Raw genomic sequence first — 18,336 nt, forward strand, 5'->3', positions numbered from 1 at the left:
CACGCGCGTCCGTCATCCGGCCTTGCGCAGCGCCGCCAGCGCCTGCGCGACGCCCACGTATTCGGCCACGCTCACGTCCTCCGCACGGCGCGCGAGATCGAAGCCGAGCGCATCGAAATCGATCGTCTCGCGGTAGTCGCCGAGTGTATTGCGCAGCATCTTGCGACGCTGCGAGAACGCGGCCGTGACGATTTCGCCGAGCAGCGCGGGATCGACGTCCGGCAGTTCGTGCGGCTCGTACGGAATCATCCGGACGATCGCCGAATCGACCTTCGGCGGCGGCTGGAACGATTCCGGCGGCACGTCGAGCATCTTTTCCATCACGTACCGGTACTGCAGCATCACGGACAGCCGCGAAAACGCCTTCGTGCCCGGCTCCGCGACCATCCGCTCGACGACTTCGTTCTGCAGCATGAAATGCTGGTCGATGACCGCATCGGCGAACGTCATCAGGTGAAACAGCAGCGGGCTGGAAATGTTGTACGGCAGGTTGCCGACGATCCGCAGCGACGGCTTGTCGCCGGGCGCTGCGAGCGACCGGAAGTCGAACGCGAGTGCGTCGCCCGCGTGCAGTTCCAGCAGCGCGCCGAAGCGTTGCTGCAGGCGCCCGATCAGGTCGCGGTCGAGCTCGACCGCGTGCAGCGGCGACTCGGGCGTCGCGAGACGCTCGATCAGCGGCCCGGTCAGCGCGCCGAGCCCCGGGCCGATCTCGACCATCCGCTGGCCGCGCGCGGGGCCGATCGTCGCGACGATCGAGTCGATCACACCGTGATCGACGAGGAAGTTCTGCCCGAAGCGCTTGCGCGCGAAATGGCCTTGGTGCTGTCTGCTGTTCGACATCGACTGAATGAAACGAAAAATACGACGAATGGGGTAAACCGGCAGCGTCAGGCTGCGCGGCGATGGCGCGCCATCGTGACGGCCGTATCGAGCGCGGCGATCATGCTGCCCGGTTCCGCGCGGCCCGTGCCGGCCAGATCGAGTGCGGTGCCGTGATCGACCGACGTGCGGATGATCGGCAGCCCGAGCGTCACGTTGATGCCCTCGCCGAACGTCGCGTACTTCAGCACGGGCAGACCCTGGTCATGGAACATCGCGAGCACGCAATCGGCATCGGCCAGATGGCGCGGCTGGAACAGCGTGTCGGCCGGATACGGGCCGCGCGCGTCGATGCGTTGCGCGTTCGCGCGGGCCAGTGCCGGCGAGATCACGTCGATCTCCTCGCGGCCGAGATAACCGTTCTCGCCCGCGTGCGGGTTCAGGCCCGTCACGAGGATGCGCGGTGCGGCGAGACCGAAGTCGCGCCGCAGGTCGCGATCGATGATCGCGAGCGTCTCGACGAGCCCGTCGATCGTCAGCGCGGCCGATACGTCCTTCAGCGGCAGGTGCGTGGTCGCGAGGGCGACACGCAGCGGCCGGTTGCCGGTGCCGGCCAGCATCATCACGACGCGCGGCGTATGCGTGCGCTCGGCCAGGTATTCGGTATGACCGGTGAACGGCACGCCCGCATCGTTGATCGTGCTTTTCTGCAGCGGCGCGGTGACGATCGCGTCGTACCGGCCCGCCAGCGCGCCGTCGATCGCCGCGTCGAGCAGGCCGAGCACGTACCGCCCGTTTGCCGCGTCCAGCTTGCCCGCCCGCGCGGGCACGGCCAGCGCGTGATGCGCGACCGACACCTGCGCGCCACCGGCCTGCGTGGCCGGATCGGCGCCGACCGCCGCGGCCCGCGCGTCGAGCAACGCCGCATCGCCGAGCACGGTGAAATGCGCGTCGGGCCAGCGCTGCGCGGCGTCACGCAGCGCCTGCACGGTCAGCTCCGGGCCGACTCCCGCGGGTTCGCCGGTCGTGATCGCGATCTGCAGCGCGGGCGTGGTCATCGATGCTCGCTCAGTTCGCCGGGCCGACGCCGCCGATCTTGTACTGCACGTACGACGAGTCGCGCAGCTCGCGCAGCCAGTCGGCATACGCCTGCTCGGCCTTGCGCTGGCCGATCGCCTGACGGGCGATGTCCATCTGCTGCTGCACCGACCCTTCCGCCTCGCGGCGGTTCAGCACCTGGATCAGGTGGTAGCCGTATTCGGTACGAATCGGCTGGCTGATCTGGCCGTCCTGCAGGTTGTTCATCGCGCGCTCGAATTCCGGCACGGTCTCGCCCGGGCTGATCCAGCCGAGATCGCCGCCCTGCGACGCGGAACCGTCCTGCGAATAGGTACGCGCGAACTTCGCGAAATCGCCGCCGGCCTCGACCTGGTTGCGGATGTCGACCAGTTGCTGGCGCGCCTGGCCTTCGGACTTGCCTTCGCCGACGCGCAGCAGGATGTGGCGCACGTGCGTCTGGACGATCTTCGGCGCCGCGGCGCTCGCGCCCTGGCTCTGGCGGCGATCGACGAGGCGCACGATCTCGAAGCCGTCCGGCACGCGGATCAGCGTCGGGTTGACCTGGCCCGGGCGCAGCTTCGACGCGGCATCGACGACGTCGGCCGGCAGCGCGCTCGGCGACTTGAAGCCGAGATCGCCGCCCTTCTTCGCGTCGTTCGCTTCGGAGTTGTTCTTCGCGAGGCGCTCGAAATCGGCGCCCGACTTCGCCTGCTGCAGCAGCGCGTCGGCCTTCTTCTGCGCGGCTTCGATGTCGGCCTGCGGCGCGTTGGTGGGCGCCTTGATGAAGATGTGCTGGAAGCGCAGGTCCTGCTGCTGCGACGCGTTCGGCCCGCGCTGGCTCGCGATGTAGTTCGCGACCTCGGCGTCCGACACCGTGATCTTGCCGTCGACCTCGCGCTCGCGCAGCTTCGACAGCATCAGCTCGGTGCGCGCGTCGTTCGTGAAGATGCTCCAGGGCACGCCTTGCGCCTCGAGGCGCCCGCGGTACTGGTCGAGCGTCATCCCGTTCGCCTGCGCGAGACGCTGCAGCGTGGCCTGCACGGTCGCGTCGTCGATACGGATTCCGTCGTCCTTGGCCTTCTGCACCTGGATACGCTCGAGCACCATCTGGTTCAGCACCTGCGCGCGCAGCTGGTCGGCCGGCGGCACCGGGGCGTTCTGCTGCTGCAGCCGGCGCGCGATCAGGCCGACGCGCTGGTCGAGTTCGCGGCCCGTGATCACGTCGTTGTTGACGACCGCGACGACTTCGTCGGCGAGCTGCGCACCTTGCGAACCGAGCGCCTGCGCCGCGGCCGGCGCGGCGACGAGCAGCGCGGCGGACGCGGCGAGGCTGGACACGACTGCCGCGAAACGAAGGGTTTTCTTCATTGCCACTGGAACTCCATTGAAATCGTGCTGACCGGTGCAGACATGCCGGCGTTACTCGTAGTTGCTGAAGCGGGACATCGGCGGCGGCGGCGGCGGCAACGGCGTGTAGCCCGGCACCCCGGCGCGGAATGCCGACACGAGGCCGTTGTCGACGGTCGACAAGCCCTTGAGCGTCAGCTGCATCATGAATCGCGTCGACGAGTTCTGCTGTCCCGACGAATTGATGCCGTTCGCGGCCCGCTGCACCCCGACCCCGAGCGCCCAGCAATCCGCGTCGTATTGTAAGCCGACCAGACCGTCGACCACGCGATCTCCGGCGAGGTCGTAGTTGAAACGGCCGATCGCATACAGGCGGCGCGTGAGCGGCCATTGCGCGGACACCAGGAACTGGTTGATCGGCTGGTTGTCGAGCGTGGTGTTCGCACGCGTATAGCGGTAGCCGACGTTGATCACGCGGCGCTCGCCCGGGCTGTAGCCGAAACCGACGCTCGACTTCACGAGCTGGTTGTTGTTCTGGTTGTACTGGAATGCCGTTTCCGACATGAAGCCCGAGCCGAGCTTCAGCGCGGCGCCGACGATCAGGTCGGAGTGGCGCGCCAGCACGGCGGCCTGCCCGGGGTTCAGCGTGACGCGCTGATCGGCGAAGTAGTACTGCTGCGCGATCACGAAGCGCGCGCGCTCGTCGCCGGTGCGCGGATCGATGAAGCGCGACGTCAGGCCGGCCGTGATCCGGTTCGCATCGGCGATCCGGTCGTTACCGACGAACGTGTTCGGCTGGTAGATCTCCGCGAGGCCGAAGTCCGATTCCGCGGTGTCGAACAGCGGCGCGTTCGACTGGTCGCGATACGGCGTGTACACGTAGTACAGGCGCGGCTCGAGGGTCTGGATGAAGTCCTGGCCGAACAGGCGCACCGAGCGATCGAAGATCAGGCCCGTGTCGAAGGTCACGGTCGGGATCGACTCGGTGAAGCGCTTCGGGCTGTTCGGCGTGGTCGACGACAGGTAGTTCAGGTCGTACGACGCGAAGTGGTACTGGACCTTCGGCACGACGAAGTAGCCGGGGCCGTACACGCCGTACGAGATGTACGGGTTGAAGACGATCCGGTCGCCTTCGGTCGCATCGGCGGTCGTGATGCGGAACCGCGAATAGTCGGCTTCCGCGCCGAAGTCGAACCCGCCGACGTTGTACTTCGTGTACTTCACGTTCAACTGCGGCTCGCGGCTGTACGGCGCGATCGACGGCGGCAGCGTCTGCCAGTGCTGGTAGCGCGCGAGCACCGACCACGGCCCGTTGTTGTACGTGAGGCCCGCTTCCTGCTGGTACAGCGTCTGCGTCCCGTTGATGAACTGGTTCGCCGACCCGAGGTCTTCGGGATACGTGTTGTCCGAGACCTTGTTGTAATAGACGTAGCCGCCGAAGCCGCCGCCGAAGTTCTGCTGGTGCTGCCAGTAGATCGCGTAGCGGTTGCGGTGCGCGAGCCGGTCATCCGGCAGGTAATTGGCCGTAAACGTGCCCGAATACGACGGCGACAGATAGCGGAACGTCGCTTCGGTCATCACGCCGCGCCGCGAGATGATGCGCGGCGTGAGCGTCAGGTCGCGGTTCGGCGCGATGTTGAAGTAGTACGGCAGCGACAGCTCGAAGCCGTTGCTCGAGTTCATCGAGAACGTCGGCGGCAGCAGGCCGCTGCGCCGCTCGCCCGACAGCGGGAACGTCATCCACGGGCTCGCGAAGATCGGCACGCCCTGGAAGAACAGCACGCCGTTGCGCGCGGTGCCTTCGTCGGCGCCCGTATCGAAATCGAAGCGACTGCCCTTGATGTACCACGCGGGGTTCGTCGAGCACTGGCACGCCGTGTACGTGCCGTTGACGAACACCGAGCGCTCGTTGTCGACCATGTCGACACGCTCCGCGCTGCCTGACCCGCCCGTCACGTTGAAGTGATACTTCGGTGCGGTCATGAAGCCCTGGTTCGCCTCGATCTTCAGGTGCGCCTCGGGCCCGGCGAACGACGTGCCGCCATTGATCACCTTGACCTGGCCGTACGCATCGGCCATGTCGGTATCCTGATCGTAGTGGATCGCGTCGGCCTTCACGACGGCGTCGCCGCGCCGCAGCTCGGCCGAACCCTTCGCGGCGAGATCCTGCTCGGCGGTGCCGCTCGTATGGTCGGCGATCACGAAGGCGGCCGGCTTCGCGCCGTCCTTCAGCGGATGATCCTCGAGCTGGGGCGCGAGACGCAGATCCCACGGCGAGTCGAGCGGCTGCGGCTGCGCAGCCGCGCCCGACAGCTGCGCATACGACACGGCCGGCACGAGGCCGGGCACGGCCAGGAGCGCGAGCGCGAGCCGCCGTTTGCGCGGCGCCCCGTCACCGGGGAAAACATTCGGGAATAGCGGTTTGGGCGGCATCTATCGTTTGGCGAATCGCCCCTTGTCAACCGCGCCAGCACGGCACCTCGCGCGCGGCGGCCGCGCCGTCGAGCCGCGACTGCGGCTCTTCGCAAACCGGGGAGGCGATCGGGCGGACGGCGCGACAGGCGGCGGGCCTGCACGGCGGAAGCTGACGCGGGGCGCGTCAAAAAAGTCGTGGGGTATTATATGGCAAGACGTTCCCCCCTCCGCCGAGTTTCATGACGCCCCCATCCGCCGCATCCCAGCCCGACGCCCGCCTCGACGCGCTCACCGCGTGGCTGCACCCGCTCGCCGAGCGCTACGCCCTCGACCTGTCGACCCTCGCGCCCGCCTCGTCGGACGCCAGTTTCCGCCGCTATTTCCGCGTCGCGTCGGCTACGAGCGCCGGCGGCACGCTGATCGCGGTCGATGCGCCGCCGCCCGAGAAGTGCCGCGAGTTCGTCCAGGTCGCGCAGTTGCTCGCCGCGGCCGGCGACCACGTGCCGGACGTGCTGGCCCACGATTTCGACGCGGGCTTCATGCTGGTGACCGACCTCGGCCGCACGTCGTACATCTCGGTGCTCGATCCGGCCGACCCGGCCGCCGCACGCCCGCTGATGCGCGCCGCGCTCGATGCGCTGATCCGCTTCCAGCTCACGTCGAAGCCCGACGTGCTGCCGCCGTTCGACGAAGCGTTCCTGCGCCGCGAAATGGAGCTGCTGCCCGAATGGTTCGTCGGCCGCCACCTCGGCAAGCCGGTCACCGACGCGATGCGCGGCACGCTCGACCGCACCTTCGCGCTGCTGGTCGCGAGCGCGCACGCGCAGCCGCAGGGCTTCATGCTGCGCGACTTCATGCCGCGCAACCTGATGGTCTGCGAGCCGAACCCGGGCATGCTCGACTTCCAGGACGCCGTGTACGGACCGCTGACGTATGACGTCGTGTCGCTGCTGCGCGACGCGTTCATCAGCTGGGACGAGGAGTTCGAGCTCGACTGCTTCGCGTATTACTGGGAAAAGGCGAAAAAGGCCGGCCTGCCGGTCGATCCGGATTTCGGCGAGTTCTACCGCCAGCTCGAATGGATGGGGCTGCAGCGCCATATCAAGATCCTTGGCCTGTTCGCGCGCATCAACTATCGCGACGGCAAGCCGCATTACCTGAACGACCTGCCGCGCTTCCTGACCTATGCGCGCAAGGTCGCGCTGCGCTATCGCCCGCTCGTGCCGTTCGCGAAGCTGCTCGACGAGCTCGAGGGCAACGCGCCGGCCGACGTCGGCTATACGTTCTGACCGTCCTCACGCCACCCAGTCGAACATGAGCACTACCCTGACCACGGCGATGATCTTCGCCGCCGGACGCGGCGAGCGGATGCGCCCGCTGACCGACACCCGCCCGAAACCGCTGCTCGAAGTCGGCGGCAAGCCGCTGATCGTGTGGCAGATCGAGGCGCTCGCGCGGGCGGGCATCGAGACGATCGTGATCAACCACGCGTGGCTCGGCGAGCAGATCGAGGCGGCGCTCGGCGACGGTTCGCGCTGGGGCGTGCGGCTCGCGTATTCGGCCGAAGGCGACGCGCTGGAGACCGCGGGCGGCATCGCGCAGGCGCTGCCGCTCATCGAGCGCGACGGGCAGCCGGCCGTGTTCGCGGCCGTCAGCGGCGACGTGTACTGCGCGTTCGACTACCGGACGCTCGCCCCGCGCGCCGCCCGGATGGCCGCGCTCGACACGCCGGCGATGCACCTGGTGATGGTGCCGAACCCGCCGTTCCACCCGGCCGGCGACTTCGCGCTCGGCGACGACGGCTGTCTGGCGCTCGACGGCGCCGCGCGCTTCACGTTCGGCAACATCGGCCTGTACGACACGCGGATGTTCCGCGATCTCGAGCCCGGCACGCGGCGCGCGCTGACACCGTACTATCGCGCGGCGATCGAAGCCGGCCACGCAAGCGGCGAACTGTACGAAGGCATCTGGGAGAACGTCGGCACGCCCGCACAGCTCGGCGAACTCGACGCGCGGCTGCGCGCCGCGGCAAGCTGATCGTTTCGCGACTGACTGCCGGTTCCCCGGCGTGGCGGCCGATGGACTCACAGGCTGATGACGGTGCCTGGTCAACCGGCCGCGAACCGATCCGGGATCGAATGCCGGGAACGCCCCGCCGGCTCACCCGGCCGTGACGGCGTCACGCTGCACGCCGCCGGACAGCCGACCCACCATCCGCTCCAGCCACCCGCCGTGTCGCGCGGCACCCACGCTCAAGCAGCCTCGGCCTCTTCCCCACCCGCCGCCGCGCGCTGCCGTTGCAGCGCCCACATCTGCGCATACAGCCCGTCGGCGCGCACGAGTTCGTCGTGCGTGCCGCGCTCGACGATCCGCCCGTGGTCCATCACGAGGATCTGCTGCGCGTGCACGACCGTCGACAGCCGGTGCGCGATCAGGAGCGTCGTGCGATGCCGCGCGATCTGGTCGAGTTCGTGCTGGATCGCACGCTCCGAGCGCGAATCGAGCGCCGACGTCGCTTCGTCGAACAGCAGCACCGGCGGGTCCTTCAGCAGCGTGCGCGCGATCGCGACGCGCTGCTTCTCGCCGCCCGACAGCTTCAGCCCGCGCTCGCCCACCGGCGTGTCATAGCCCTTCGGCAAAGTTTCGATGAAATCGTGGATGTGTGCGGCGCGCGCGGCCGCGACCACCTCGTCGCGGGTCGCCGTCGGCCGGCCGTACGCGATGTTGTAGTAGATCGAGTCGTTGAACAGCACGGTGTCCTGCGGCACGATCCCGATCGATGCGCGCAGCGACTCCTGCGTGACGTCGCGGATGTCCTGACCGTCGATCCGGATCGCACCGCCCGTCTCGCGGTCGAGATCGTAGAAGCGGAACAGCAGCCGCGACAGCGTCGATTTCCCCGAACCGCTGTGGCCGACCACCGCGGTCGTCGTGCCGGCCTCGATCGTAAACGTCACGTCGTGCAGGATCTGCCGCGACGGCTCGTACGCGAAGTTCACGTGCTCGAAGCGCACCTGCGCGCCGGCCACCGCGAGCGGCCGCGCATCGGGCCGGTCGGCCACTTCCTTCGGCGCGGACAGCAGCCCGAACATCCGGTCCATGTCGGTCAGGCTCTGCTTCAGCTCGCGATAGACGACGCCGAGGAAGTTCAGCGGAATGTACAGCTGCAGCATGAACGTGTTGATCAGCACGAGATCGCCGAGCGTCAGCTTGCCCGCGAGCACGCCCTGCGTCGCCCGCCACAGGATGAACACGAGGCCCGTGCCGATGATCGCCTGCTGGCCGAAGTTCAGCACCGACAGCGAGTTCTGCGAGCGGATCGCGGCCTTCCGGTAGCGCTTCAGGTTCTCGTCGTAGCGCTGCGCCTCCCACTCCTCGTTGCCGAAGTACTTCACCGTCTCGTAGTTGATCAGCGAATCGATGGCCCGCGAGTTCGCGCGCGAATCGAGCTCGTTCATCGTGCGGCGGAAGTGCGTGCGCCAGTTGGTGACCTTCACGGTGAACACGATGTACGTGACCAGCGCGGCGAACGTCACGTACGCGTAGTAGGCCTCGTACTTGACCACGAAGAAGCCGAGCACGAGCCCGACCTCGACGAGCGTCGGCAGGATGCTGTACAGCGAATACGAAATCAGTTGCTGGATGCCGCGCGTGCCGCGCTCGATGTCGCGCGACATGCCGCCCGTCTGGCGTTCGAGATGAAACCGCAGCGACAGCCCGTGCAGATGCCGGAACACCTGCAGCGCGAGCTGGCGCACCGCGCTCTCGGTGACCTTCGAGAACAGGATCTCGCGCAGCTCGGTAAAGAGCGACGTCGACAGCCGCACGAGCGCATACGCGACCACCAGCAGCCCGACGCCGCCCGCGAGCACGATGCCGGCCGACTGTTCGGCACGGCCGAGCGCGGTGAGCTGCTGAACGTAGGACAGATGGTCGACGATGCGCTTCATCACGACCGGCACGCCGAGGTTCGCGACCTTCGCACCGATCAGGCAGCCGAGCGCGAGCGCGACGCGCCATTTGTAGGTGGTCAGGTACGGCAGCAGCGACCGGATGGTCTGCCAGTCGTTGCGAGGCCCGGTCGAAGCCGGCGCGGGCTCGCCGGAAGCAGGAAATCGGCGCATGGGGAAGGGTTCCGCGGCGGGGCTCCAACCGTGTCTCGACGGCCGGCTCGCGCGCTTTCTCGTACAATTTGTGAACGTTGTATTGTCGCAGAAGCCGCTTCGCGCCGCTGCCGGCGCCCTCGCCGGCCAAGCCTGCGCGCGGCGGCTCATTTATTACAGGATGAAAGCCCCCGCCATGACCGATTCGACCCTCGAACTCCCGCAGAAGCAACCCGCGCTGCGCGTCGTCCCGCAACCGCACGACGCGAACGTCCACGGCGACGTGTTCGGCGGCTGGATCATGTCGCAGGTCGACATCGCCGGCTCGATCCCCGCGAGCCAGCGCGCGAACGGCCGCGTCGCGACGGTCGCGGTCAACTCGTTCGTGTTCAAGCAGCCGGTATTCGTCGGCGATCTGCTGAGCTTCTACGCCACCATCATGCGCACCGGCAACACGTCGATCACCGTCGACGTCGAGGTGTACGCACAGCGCATGCGCCTGATGGGCGAAGTCGTGAAAGTCACCGAAGCGACGCTCACCTACGTCGCGACCGGCCCGGACCGCAAGCCGCGCCAACTGCCGCCGCTCTGACGCGCACGCGCCGCGCCGCAGCGCGGCATGCGGCCGTCAGTGCGTGGCGGCCAGCCCGAACTCCCGCATCGCGGGCACGAAATCGTGATTCAGCGTCGGCTTGCGCGACAGCTTGACCAGCACGTAGCGCTGGAATGGCGCAAGCCGCTGCCACTGCGCGAGCGCCGGCGCCGGCAGCCCGGCCAGCGCGCTTTGCTGCACGAGCGACGCCGGCACCGTGTCGACGGCGCGCCAGGCCGGTTGCTCGTCGGGGTGGAACCATGACGGCTCCAGATCGGCGTGCGTGCGCAGCATTTCGAACAGCGCGTGATCGAAATTGGGCTCGATCGCGGTGTCGTCGTCGGCCGGAAAGCGCGCGAGCAGCTTGCGGTCCTCGAGCGGCAGCAGTTGCCACTGTTCGAGCGAAATCCGCAGCCCGAAGCGGTCGAGATTGAAACGCACGATCATCGGGATGTACGTGAAGTTTTCCGACGAATCGTGTTCGAAGTTGAAGAGCAACGGAGCGTCGCTGAGTCCCATGGTCGTTACCTGACGTGGCGGATGCCGGCGCGGCCGGCTTGCCTGGGGTATTTTAGAACCTCTGCGCGCGGGCGGCGGCACGATCGTCGCCGGCCGCGCTTCGAATCAACGGGAGTGCTCGTGAATCCGACCCAATCAGACGAACTGCGCGACACGTTGCGCGACGAACCGCGCGGCGCGATCGAGCTGCCCGTGAGCCGCACGCGCGGCGGCGCGGTCGAAACCGCGCACGACTTCGTCGGCCAGGAATGGCCGGTCGCACTCGTCTTCAACGGCATCTCGCACGCGGTGATGATGTGTACGCCATGCGACCTCGAAGCGTTCGCGGTCGGCTTCGCGATCTCGGAAGGCATCGTCGCGCGCGGCAGCGACATCAAGGACATCGAGGTGATCCTGCACGCCGACGCGCCGCTGCCGCATGCGGAAGTCCATCTGGAAGTGGTCCAGCAGGCGTTCGCCGCGCTGAAGGACCGGCGCCGCGCGCTCGCGGGGCGCACGGGCTGCGGCGTCTGCGGCATCGAGAGCATCGACCTGCTCGACCTCGCGCCCGAACGCGTGCCCGATACCGGTTTTCTCGCGCGCCTCGCGCCCGACGCGCTGGCGCGCGCCGCGCATGCGCTGCCGGCGCATCAGGCGCTCACGAAACTGACCGGCGGCCTGCACGCGGCCGCGTGGTGCGACGCAACAGGCGCGATTCGCGCGGCATTCGAGGATGTCGGCCGCCACAACGCGCTCGACAAGCTGATCGGCTCGCTCGTGCTGTCGCGCGCCGATACCACCGACGGCTTCGTGTTCCTGTCGAGCCGCGCGAGCTACGAGCTCGTACGCAAGGCCGCGCGGGTCGGCATCCCGCTGGTCGCGACCATCTCCGCGCCGTCGTCGCTCGCGATCGAGATCGCGAAGGCGGCCGGCTTGCGGCTCGTCAGCTTCTGCCGCGAAACCGGCCACGTCGATTACGGCACGGCCTGATCCAGACCGTGCGAGCGCGCCGACGGTCTCCCGCTGGCGCGCGCCGGTCCGTCAGTCGAACTGACGGAAATCCGGCTTGCGCTTCTCGAAGAACGCGGTCATCGCCTCGCGCGCCTCCGGCGCGCGCAGCATCTCGGAGAAGTGCGCGGCTTCCTCGGCCATCCGCGCGGGCGTCGCCACGCCGCCCGTATCCTTGAGCAGCGCCTTCGTCACCCGCAGCGATGCCGCCGGCAACGCGGCCAGCTTCGCCGCCTGCTTCGCCGCGAACGCGTCGAGTTCGGCCGCCGGCAGCACGCGGTTGACGATGCCGATCCGGTGCGCTTCCAGCGCGTCGAACGCCTCGCCCAGCAGCAGCTTCTCGGCGGCGACCTGATGGCCTGCCAGGCGCGGCAGCAGTGCGCTCGACGCAGCTTCCGGGCACAGCCCGAGCTGCACGAACGGCAGCGAGAACGTCGCGGTGTCGGCCGCGTAGACCAGATCGCAGTGCAGCAGCATCGTCACGCCGACGCCGACCGCGATGCCCGGCACCGCGGCCACGACCGGCTTGCTCGCGCTGCTGATCCGCGCCAGGAACTGGAACACCGACGCGGTGTCGTCCTGCGGCGGTGCCTTCAGGAAATCCTCGAGATCGTTGCCCGCGCTGAAATTGCCGTCGCTGCCGCGCAGCAGGATCACGCGCGTCGCCTTGTCTTCCTGCGCGTCGGCGAGCGCATCGGCCATCGTCTGGTACATCGCCGCCGTCAGCGCATTCTTCTTCGCCGGGCGCGCGATCGTGATCGTCATCACGCCGTCGGCGCGTTCCACTTGAATGTCGGCCACAACCGTCTCCTTTGACTGTCTCTACCGGAATGAAAAAACGGTGCGCGAGCTCGTGGCCCGCGCACCGTCGTCGCTTCTCGTCGTGTCCCGCTTACAGGCGTTCGATGATGCCCGCCGCACCCATGCCGGTGCCAACGCACATCGTGACCATCCCGTACTTCAGGTTGCGGCGGCGCAGGCCGTGCACGACGGTCGCCGCGCGGATCGCGCCGGTCGCGCCGAGCGGGTGGCCCAGTGCGATCGCGCCGCCCATCGGGTTGACCTTCGACGGATCGAGACCGAGGTCGCGCATCACCGCCAGCGACTGCGCGGCGAATGCCTCGTTCAGCTCGATCCAGTCGAGATCGTCCTGCTTCAGGCCCGCGGCCTTCAGCGCGGCCGGAATCGCTTCCTTCGGACCGATCCCCATGATTTCCGGCGGCACGCCGCGCACCGCGAAGCTCACGAAGCGCGCGAGCGGCGTCAGGTTGAATTCCTTGAGCACCTTCTCCGACACGACGAGCAGCGCACCCGCGCCGTCCGACGTCTGCGAGCTGTTGCCGGCCGTGACCGAACCCTTGTTCGCGAACACCGTGCGCAGCTTCGCGAGGCCTTCGAGCGACGTATCGGCGCGCGGACCTTCGTCGAGCTTGATCTCGCGCGTCTTCACGTCGACTTCGCCGGTCGCGAGGTTCGGGAACCGCTCGGTGATCGTGTACGCGGCGATTTCGTCGCCGAACTCGCCGGCCTGCTGCGCGGCGAGCGCCTTGCGGTGCGACTCGACCGAGAACGCGTCCTGGTCGTCGCGGCTCACCTTCCACTGTTCGGCGACGCGCTCGGCCGTCAGGCCCATCCCGTACGCGATGCCGAAGTCTTCGCTGCGATCGAAGATGTGCGGCGACATCGACGGCTTGTTGCCCATCATCGGCACCATGCTCATCGATTCGCAGCCGCCCGCGAAGATCGCGTCCGATTCGCCGACGCGGATGCGGTCGGCCGCCATCGCCAGCGCGGTGATGCCCGACGCGCAGAAGCGGTTGACCGTCACGCCGCCGACCGTCTGCGGCAGGCCGGCGAGCAGCGCGCCCATGCGCGCGACGTTCAGGCCCTGCTCGGCTTCCGGAATCGCGCAGCCGATGATCGCGTCCTCGATCACCTTCGTGTCGAGACCGGGCACCTGCGCGACGGCCGACTTGATCGCGTGAACCAGCAGCTCGTCGGGGCGCGTGTTCTTGAAGACACCGCGCGGGGCCTTGCCGATCGGCGTGCGGCTGGCGGCGACGATGTATGCGTCTTGCAGTTGTTTGCTCATTTCAGACTCCTTGTCTGCTCGCTCAGTTACGCACCGGCTTGCCGGTCTGCAACATGCCCATGATCCGTTCCTGCGTCTTCTGCGTGCCGAGCAGCTCGACGAACGCGCGGCGCTCCAGCGCGAGCAGCCATTCTTCGTCGACGAGGCTGCCGGCTTCGACGTCGCCGCCGCACACGGCTTCGGCGATGCGGCTCGCGATCAGGTAGTCGTGGTCGCTGATGAAGCGGCCGTCACGCATGTTGACGAGCGATGCCTTGATCGTCGCGATCGCCGAGCGGCCCGCGACCGGCACGTCCTTCGCGCGCAGCGGTGCGCGATAGCCGGTATCGGCCAGCGCACGCGCTTCCTTCTTCGCGGTGTCGAGCAGTTCGAACACGTTGAAGACGATCGTGTCGGACGGCTTCACGTAGCCCATCGCCCGTGCGTCGTGCGCGGACGCCGACACCTTCGCCATCGCCGCGTTCTCGAACGACTTCGTGACGAACTTCAGGATGTCGGTGGTCGCGTTCGCGGCCGTCGCGGCGTCTGCCGCGCGCAGCGCCGCTTCCTTCAGGCCGCCGCCGGCCGGCACGAGGCCGACGCCCACTTCGACGAGGCCGATGTAGCTCTCGACGTGCACGACGCGCTTCGCGCTGTGCAGCATCAGCTCGCACCCGCCGCCGAGCGCGATGCCCGACACGGCTGCCACGACCGGCACGTTCGCGTACTTCACGCGCAGCATGCCTTCCTGGAACTTCTTCACGAACGGCTCGATGCCCTTCGCGCCGCCCATCATGAACGCGGGCATCGCCTCTTCGAGGTTCGCGCCGGCCGAGAACGGGCCGCCCGGCGTGCCGAGCTTCAGCGACGTCGGCTGCCAGATCACGACGCCCTTGTAGTCCTTCTCCGCGAGTTCGATCGCCTGCACGAGGCCGTCGATCACGCTCGGTCCGATCGTGTTCATCTTCGACTTGAACGACACGATCACGACGTCGTCTTCACCGGCACGGTCGTCGACCCACGCGCGCACCGCGTCGGTCTCGAACAGCGTCTTGCCGTACGTCTTCGGATCGGCGCCCGCTTCGCCCAGCAGCGGCGCGCGGAACACCTGCTTGCGGTACACGGGCAGGTCCGAACGCGGCACGAAGCGCTTCGATGCCGGCGCCCACGAGCCTTCGGCCGTGTGCACGCCGCCCTTCTCGGCGACCGGGCCCTCGAGCACCCACGACGGCAGCGGCACGTTCGCGAGCGCCTTGCCGGCCGCGATGTCTTCCTGCACCCACTCGGCGACCTGCTTCCAGCCGGCGGCCTGCCAGCCTTCGAACGGGCCTTCGTTCCAACCGAAGCCCCAGCGGATCGCGAGGTCGACGTCGCGCGCGTTGTCGGCGATCGACTCGAGATGCACGCCGATGTAGTGGAACACGTCGCGGAAGATCGACCACAGGAACTGCGCATGCGGATGATCCGTCTCGCGCAGCAGCTTCAGGCGTTCCGCCGGCGGGCGCTTCAGGATGCGGCCGACCGTTTCGTCCGCCTTCGCGCCGGAATCGACGTAGCTGCCCGTCTTCGCGTCGAGCACCTTGATCGCCTTGCCTTCCTTCTTGTAGAACCCGCCGCCCGTCTTCTGGCCGAGCGCGCCCTGCTTCACCAGTTCGGCGAGCACGGCGGGCGTCTGGTAGACCGGAAAGAACGGATCGTCGGCGAGGTTGTCCTGCATCGTCTTGATCACGTGCGCCATCGTGTCGAGGCCGACCACGTCCGCGGTGCGGAACGTCGCCGACTTCGCGCGGCCGAGGCGGCTGCCGGTCAGATCGTCGACTTCGTCGAAGCGCAGGCCGAACTTCGCGGCCTCGGTGATCACCGCGAGGATCGAGAAGATGCCGACGCGGTTCGCGATGAAGTTCGGCGTGTCCTTCGCGCGCACGACGCCCTTGCCGACGACGCTCGTCAGGAAGGTTTCGAGCTGGTCGAGGATTTCCGGACGCGTATGCGCGGTCGGGATCAGCTCGACGAGGTGCATGTAGCGCGGCGGGTTGAAGAAGTGCACGCCGCAGAAGCGCGCCTTCAACTCGTCCGAGAAACCTTCGGACAGCTTCGTGATCGACAGGCCCGACGTGTTGGTCGCGAAGATCGCGTTCGGCGCGATGTGCGGCGCGACCTTCTTGTACAGGTCGTGTTTCCAGTCCATCCGCTCGGCGATCGCTTCGATCACGACGTCGCATTCGGCGAGCTTCGCGATGTCGTCTTCGTAGTTCGCCGCCTCGAGGTACTTCGCATCGTCCTTCACGCCGAACGGCGCGGGCGACAGCTTCTTCAGGTTTTCGATCGCCTTCAGCGCGATCGCGTTTTTCGGGCCTTCCTTGGCCGGCAGGTCGAACAGCAGCACCGGCACGCGCGCGTTGACGAGGTGCGCGGCGATCTGCGCGCCCATCACGCCGGCGCCCAGCACGGCGACCTTGCGAATCAGGAAATTGCTCACGGGATGTCTCCGGATAGTGTCGTGCAGCGCGGAATGTGAGGGCTGCACGGCGAAGTGAGTACCAGGAACCGTTGCGTTCGGGCGGCGCGGCACGCGGCGCGCACCGCCCGGACTCGCGTCAGAACAGCGATTCGTCGACTTCCATCAGCGTCTTCGAACCGGCGCGCGCGGCGCGGATCGTCGATGCCGTTTCGGGCAGCAGACGCGCGAAGTAGAAGCGGGCGGTGGCGAGCTTCGACTTGTAGAACGGATCGCCCGACGCTTCCTTGTCGAGGGCGAGGCGCGCCATGCGCGCCCAGAAGTACGAGAACACCAGGTGGCCGACGGTACGCAGGTACGGCACGGCGGCCGCGCCGACTTCGTCCGGGTTCTGCATCGCCTTCATGCCGATTTCCATCGTCAGCTTCTGCACCTTTTCACCGATGTCGGCGAGCGGGTTGATGAACTCGGCCATTTCCGGCTTCACGCCTTCGGTTTCCGCGAATTCGGTCACGAGCTTGCCGAACTTCTTCAGCTTCGCGCCCATGTCGCCGAGCACCTTGCGGCCCAGCAGGTCGAGCGACTGGATCGAGTTGGTGCCTTCGTAGATCATGTTGATCCGCGCGTCGCGCACGTACTGCTCCATGCCCCACTCGGAGATGAAGCCGTGGCCGCCGTAGATCTGCATCGCGTGGTTGGTCGACTCGAACGCGTTGTCGGTCAGGAACGCCTTGATGATCGGCGTGAGCAGCGCGACGAGGTCGGCCGCTTCCTTGCGCACCGCTTCGTCGGCGTGCGACAGCTCCTTGTCGATCTGCAGCGCGGACCAGTACGTGAACGCGCGCGCGCCTTCCGCGTAGGCCTTCTGCGTGAGCAGCATGCGGCGCACGTCCGGATGCACGATGATCGGGTCGGCCGGCTTGTCCGGTGCCTTCGGGCCCGTCAGCGAGCGCATCTGCAGGCGTTCCTTCGCGTACGTCAGCGAGTTCTGGTACGCGACTTCCGTGAGGCCGAGGCCCTGCATGCCGACGCCGAGGCGCGCGGCATTCATCATCACGAACATCGCGTTCAAGCCCTTGTTCGGCTCGCCGACCATCCAGCCCTTCGCGCCGTCCAGGTTCATCACGCACGTCGAGTTGCCGTGGATGCCCATCTTGTGCTCGATCGAGCCGCACTTGATGCCGTTGCGCTCGCCCGGCTCGCCCGCGGCGTCCGGAATGAACTTCGGCACGATGAACAGCGAGATTCCCTTCGTGCCTTGCGGCGCGTCCGGCAGGCGCGCGAGCACGAGGTGGATGATGTTCTTCGACATGTCGTGCTCGCCGCTCGAGATGAAGATCTTCGTGCCGCTGATCGAGTACGAGCCGTCGCCGTTCGGTTCGGCCTTGGTGCGCAGGATGCCGAGGTCGGTGCCGCAGTGCGGCTCGGTCAGGCACATCGTGCCCGTCCATTCGCCCGACACCAGCTTCGGCAGGTATTGCTGCTGCAGTTCCGGCGCGCCGTGCGCGTGCAGGCATTCGTACGCGCCGTGCGACAGGCCCGGATACATCGTCCACGCCTGGTTCGCCGAGTTCAGCATTTCGTAGAGTGCGTTGTTCACGAACGCGGGCAGGCCCTGGCCGCCGTAGTCCGGATCGCAGCCGAGCGCCGGCCAGCCGGCCTCGACGTACTGCTGGTAGGCTTCCTTGAAGCCGGTCGGGGTCTTCACGACGCCGTCGCCTTCATACGTGCAGCCTTCGCGGTCACCGACCTGGTTCAGCGGGAACAGTACCTCGGAGCAGAACTTGCCCGCTTCCTCGAGGACCTGGTTGATCGTGTCGGCGTCGAGGTCCGCATGCTTGGGCATTTGCTTGACTTCGGCTTCGACGTTCAGAAGCTCGTGCAACACGAATTGCATGTCGCGCAGCGGCGCGGCGTACTGTCCCATGACTCTCTCCAAAGGTGGGCAAATCGGCTCGAGCTCCTG

General features: G+C 67.6%; 14 protein-coding genes. 4 read left to right on the forward strand and 10 right to left on the reverse strand.

Annotated elements, in window-relative coordinates; all coding sequences use genetic code 11:
• Positions 1 to 12: 12 nt before the first annotated feature.
• From rsmA to SY91_RS00165, 4 genes are read right to left on the reverse strand one after another with little or no spacing between them, the layout of a single operon-like run.
• On the reverse strand, positions 13 to 840 hold the full coding sequence (gene rsmA, locus SY91_RS00150; RefSeq protein WP_006477861.1) for a 16S rRNA (adenine(1518)-N(6)/adenine(1519)-N(6))-dimethyltransferase RsmA: 828 nt from the start codon (positions 838 to 840) through the stop codon (positions 13 to 15).
• Positions 841 to 887: 47 nt separating this feature from the next.
• Complete coding sequence (pdxA, locus tag SY91_RS00155) at positions 888 to 1,877, reverse strand: 4-hydroxythreonine-4-phosphate dehydrogenase PdxA (RefSeq protein ID WP_023477429.1); 990 nt, start codon at positions 1,875 to 1,877, stop codon at positions 888 to 890.
• Positions 1,878 to 1,887: 10 nt separating this feature from the next.
• Positions 1,888 to 3,246 (reverse strand): peptidylprolyl isomerase, encoded by a 1,359-nt coding sequence (locus tag SY91_RS00160; protein ID WP_011546172.1) that lies wholly within the window; start codon positions 3,244 to 3,246, stop codon positions 1,888 to 1,890.
• Positions 3,247 to 3,297: 51 nt separating this feature from the next.
• Positions 3,298 to 5,658, reverse strand: coding sequence for an LPS-assembly protein LptD (locus tag SY91_RS00165; RefSeq protein WP_011546173.1), 2,361 nt, complete (start codon positions 5,656 to 5,658; stop codon positions 3,298 to 3,300).
• 221 nt (positions 5,659 to 5,879) lie between these two features.
• Here SY91_RS00165 and SY91_RS00170 point away from each other — a divergent pair, with 221 nt between their 5' ends.
• Complete coding sequence (locus tag SY91_RS00170; protein WP_006477857.1) at positions 5,880 to 6,929, forward strand: aminoglycoside phosphotransferase family protein; 1,050 nt, start codon at positions 5,880 to 5,882, stop codon at positions 6,927 to 6,929.
• A 25-nt stretch (positions 6,930 to 6,954) separates the two neighbouring features.
• Positions 6,955 to 7,677, forward strand: coding sequence for an N-acetylmuramate alpha-1-phosphate uridylyltransferase MurU (gene murU / locus SY91_RS00175; protein WP_034174409.1), 723 nt, complete (start codon positions 6,955 to 6,957; stop codon positions 7,675 to 7,677).
• A 215-nt stretch (positions 7,678 to 7,892) separates the two neighbouring features.
• Here murU and SY91_RS00180 read toward each other — a convergent pair whose 3' ends face one another.
• Positions 7,893 to 9,764 (reverse strand): ABCB family ABC transporter ATP-binding protein/permease, encoded by a 1,872-nt coding sequence (locus SY91_RS00180; protein WP_023477432.1) that lies wholly within the window; start codon positions 9,762 to 9,764, stop codon positions 7,893 to 7,895.
• A gap of 175 nt (positions 9,765 to 9,939) precedes the next feature.
• On the opposite strand from SY91_RS00180, the gene SY91_RS00185 reads away from it, so the two are divergent.
• Positions 9,940 to 10,335: an acyl-CoA thioesterase gene (locus SY91_RS00185; RefSeq protein ID WP_006485741.1), complete on the forward strand. Its 396-nt coding sequence runs from the start codon at positions 9,940 to 9,942 to the stop codon at positions 10,333 to 10,335.
• 36 nt (positions 10,336 to 10,371) lie between these two features.
• On the opposite strand, the gene SY91_RS00190 is transcribed toward SY91_RS00185, so the two are convergent.
• A complete protein-coding gene (locus SY91_RS00190) occupies positions 10,372 to 10,854 on the reverse strand; it encodes a nitrate reductase associated protein (RefSeq protein WP_006477852.1) in 483 nt (160 codons plus the stop codon).
• Positions 10,855 to 10,968: 114 nt separating this feature from the next.
• Between SY91_RS00190 and fdhD the strand changes: the two genes are divergently transcribed.
• On the forward strand, positions 10,969 to 11,823 hold the full coding sequence (fdhD, locus tag SY91_RS00195; protein WP_006477851.1) for a formate dehydrogenase accessory sulfurtransferase FdhD: 855 nt from the start codon (positions 10,969 to 10,971) through the stop codon (positions 11,821 to 11,823).
• Positions 11,824 to 11,874: 51 nt separating this feature from the next.
• Here fdhD and SY91_RS00200 read toward each other — a convergent pair whose 3' ends face one another.
• The 4 genes from SY91_RS00200 to SY91_RS00215 all read right to left on the reverse strand — a co-directional run bounded on the left by SY91_RS00200 (position 11,875) and on the right by SY91_RS00215 (position 18,297).
• A complete protein-coding gene (locus SY91_RS00200) occupies positions 11,875 to 12,642 on the reverse strand; it encodes an enoyl-CoA hydratase (protein ID WP_006477850.1) in 768 nt (255 codons plus the stop codon).
• Positions 12,643 to 12,733: 91 nt separating this feature from the next.
• Complete coding sequence (locus SY91_RS00205; protein WP_006477849.1) at positions 12,734 to 13,933, reverse strand: acetyl-CoA C-acyltransferase; 1,200 nt, start codon at positions 13,931 to 13,933, stop codon at positions 12,734 to 12,736.
• 22 nt (positions 13,934 to 13,955) lie between these two features.
• Positions 13,956 to 16,391: a 3-hydroxyacyl-CoA dehydrogenase/enoyl-CoA hydratase family protein gene (locus SY91_RS00210; protein WP_023477434.1), complete on the reverse strand. Its 2,436-nt coding sequence runs from the start codon at positions 16,389 to 16,391 to the stop codon at positions 13,956 to 13,958.
• Between the two features lie 118 nt (positions 16,392 to 16,509).
• Entirely contained in the window at positions 16,510 to 18,297 is a 1,788-nt protein-coding gene (locus tag SY91_RS00215; RefSeq protein WP_006477847.1) for an acyl-CoA dehydrogenase C-terminal domain-containing protein, read from the reverse strand.
• Between the last annotated feature and the right edge of the window lie 39 nt (positions 18,298 to 18,336).

It is taken from the genome of Burkholderia cenocepacia (genome assembly GCF_014211915.1).
Lineage (GTDB): Bacteria > Pseudomonadota > Gammaproteobacteria > Burkholderiales > Burkholderiaceae > Burkholderia > Burkholderia orbicola.